At 39.4% G+C, this 221-nt stretch carries 1 pseudogene; it reads left to right on the top strand.

Features of this window, described 5'->3' with window-relative positions:
- Positions 1-217, top strand: a pseudogene (locus QCD85_RS23800) (FtsK/SpoIIIE domain-containing protein); the annotation flags it as partial.
- Positions 218-221: the final 4 nt, after the last annotated feature.

The following is a 221-nucleotide window of genomic DNA, read 5'->3' as shown; positions in this document are numbered from 1 at the left end:
GGAGACATCTATTTTCAAAGAATCTGAAGCCTAATTGTCGTTTGCTTTTGGACGGGATATCGCTGGGCAGACGTTTGTAGGCTACTTAGCCAAAATGCCCCTTTTACTTGTAGCAGGAGCTACAGGTTCGGGTAAATCAGTATGTATTTACGGGATTATTACAAGTATTTTATACAAAGCTAAGCCTGATGAAGTAAATTTCTTAATGGTCGATCCCTAAA

This window comes from Paenibacillus sp. PsM32 (assembly GCF_030433815.1).
In the GTDB taxonomy this organism is placed as follows: Bacteria; Bacillota; Bacilli; order Paenibacillales; family Paenibacillaceae; genus Saccharibacillus; species Saccharibacillus kyungheensis.
The sequence above is the reverse complement of the archived record's forward strand: the minus strand, read 5'-3'. Positions and strand labels throughout refer to the sequence as shown.